Consider the following 2,658-nt stretch of genomic DNA (forward strand, 5'->3'; position numbering starts at 1 on the left):
CCTCGGCGGGCGTCACCTGCACGGTTTTACGCCCGCAGAGCGCGACACTGGTCGATTCCCGCCGGTGTTCGAGAAACTCGAACCGGCCTTGTCCGCATGTCGGACATGACGGGTCCTGAACCCCCGCCAGCGAGATCTGGCGAAGTGCTACCGGCCACAAGTTCACAACGATAAGATCACGCGTGACGGCCTCGTATCGGCCGGCGAGAATCTTGAGGGCTTCCATTGCCTCCAGTGAGGCCACGACGCCCACGGTGGGGCCCAGGATTCCAGCCGTCTCACAGGTCGGCATTGCACCTGCTGGTGGAAGTGTCGGAATCAGACAGCGCAGGCATGGCGTTTCTCCCGGAAGAATGGCCATGACCTGTCCCTGGGCCCCGAGACACGCAGCAAATACCCAGGGGCGTTTTTCACGGATGGCGTAATCGTTGAGAAGAAATCTCGTTTCAAAGTTATCTGTTCCATCCACGAGGAGATCAACATCCTTTGCTAGCTTGCCGATGGTGTCCGAACAGATGTCGGCCACGATCGGTTCCACGCGCACTTCGGAATTGATGCGCCGAAGTTTCTCTGCTGCCGCCACGGCTTTGGGGAGCTGCTGCTGCGCATCTTGTTCGTCGAACAGGCACTGCCGGTGTAGATTGCTCAGGTCGACCAGGTCTCGATCTACCACGCGCAAAAAGCCCACCCCTGCCCGTACCAGGTGATTGGCTACCATCGTCCCCAAAGCGCCGCAGCCGCAGATCAGTGCTCGGGCCTCTGCAAGGCGTTGTTGGCCTTCCGCTCCCAGAGGAGCGAACTGGACCTGGCGGAGGTATCGGAGAGACACTTCAGAATCAGGGGTTGGCGTCGGCATGTTTGGAGTGCAGTCGACCTTGCGCGAGTCTCATTCCATATTCGTTCCAGGTTATTCCGAGTTGTCCCGCTCCTCCAGTATTCTAAGAAGGAACTGCCCTGTCACTGAATTTGGGCAGGATGCAATTTCCTCGGGTGTTCCCTGGGCAACAACCCGGCCGCCTTCGCTCCCCGCGCCGGGCCCTAGGTCAATCACGTAATCCACGGAGGCAACGAGCGCAAGATTATGCTCGATCACCAGAAGCGAGTGTCCCAGGGACAAAAGCGTGTCAAAGCATTCCATAAGCTGGTGAATATCGTGGGGATGAAGCCCTCTTGTCGGTTCGTTGAGAATAAAGAGAGTTGGTTTTTTTCGGGAACGGGAGAAATAGGAGGCCAGTTTCAGACGCTGTGCTTCCCCGCTGGAAAGGCTCGCCATCGGCTGGCCCAAGCGAAGGTAATCCAGTCCGACATCCATCAGTCGCCGTAACTTGGCCTGAATTTGCGGTTCCCCGCGGAAAAAGAAGTACGCCTCACGAACGGTCATGCGGAGAATTTCTGCGATATTTTTGCCGCGGTACGACACGGCCAAGATTTCCTGTCGATAGCGGGTCCCTTCGCATTCCGGGCAGGGGATTTCCATATTGGGGAGAAAGACCATATCAATTTCCAGAAAGCCTTCTCCCTGACACCGTGAACACTGGCCTTCCCGGGAATTGAAGCTGAAGTGACTCACCCCATATCCGCGGACCCGGGCGTCGCTCGTCTGGGCGAAAACTTTCCTGATTTCGTCGAAGGCTTTGATGAAAGTGGCGGGGTTGGAACGCCAGGTTTTGCCGGGAAAACCCTGGTCAACGAGGACGACGTCACCAATCTGTTTTTCTCCCAGAAGATCCGAAAACGGGAGCGGCAGCGGACCAGCGCCCTGAAGCCTCTGCAGAAGGGCAGGGTAAAGTGTTTTTTCCACGAGGGTGCTTTTTCCTGCCCCACTCACACCGGTGACCGCACAAAGGACGCCGAGAGGAAATTCCACTGTGACATGCTTGAGATTATGCCCAGAGGCTCCCGCTAACCGGATCCAGCCCTGGGCCTGCCGGCGGGGACGTAGCAACACGATCTGACGCCGACGGTTGACGTACTCCGCGGTCAAAGTAGAGGCCTTTGCCAAATCTTCCGGCGATCCCTGAAAGACTATTTCACCGCCGCGTTCCCCGGCTCCTGGTCCCAGTTCGATGATGAGATCCGCCTCGCGGATCAGGGTTTCATCGTGTTCGATCGCGACGACCGTGTTTCCGCGGTTGCGGAGGCGAAGGATCATCCGACGAAGTGCCGCCCGATCTCTCGGATGAAGTCCTGCGGACGGTTCGTCGAGGATATAGACCACGTGTTTGAGACCGGAGCCCAGAGCCGCAGCAAGGAGTGTTCGCCGCAACTCCCCCGTACTAAGGGAGTTGCCCGGTCGGTCGAGATTGAGATGGCCAAGACCCAGTTCCCGGAGCGAAAGAAGTCGCTCCAGAATTGCTTCCCTGCAATAGGTGGCCTGGCGGGTTTCTGGCCCATCGACGACGAGATGGCGGAGGAACTCAATCGCCTCGTCTACCGTGAGGTTGCAAAATTCGCGGATATTGAGCCGACGTGCCCGGGCTTCCCCATCTTGGTCCCGCGTCTCGGAGGTTGCCAATTTCCCAGTTTCGCCCGACCTGACCTTTTGCCAGTCACTCTTCAGGAAAACGCTCAATGCCTGACGTGAAAGACGGGCGCCGCGGCACTCGGGACATCGAATTTCCACTTTCCATTGTTGCATCCAGGCGCGCCAGGCGAATT

The 2,658-nt window shown here is 58.0% G+C and carries 2 protein-coding genes; both read right to left on the reverse strand.

Annotated features, from left to right (window positions below; genetic code table 11):
* Positions 1 to 829: ThiF family adenylyltransferase (locus H5U08_RS15205; protein WP_297034909.1), on the reverse strand; the 829-nt coding region annotated here is incomplete at its 3' end.
* Positions 830 to 907: 78 nt separating this feature from the next.
* Positions 908 to 2,658: AAA family ATPase (locus H5U08_RS15210; RefSeq protein WP_297034912.1), on the reverse strand; the 1,751-nt coding region annotated here is incomplete at its 5' end.

Origin of the sequence: Thermogutta sp. (genome assembly GCF_014359955.1) — a bacterium.
GTDB lineage: Bacteria > Planctomycetota > Planctomycetia > Pirellulales > Thermoguttaceae > Thermogutta.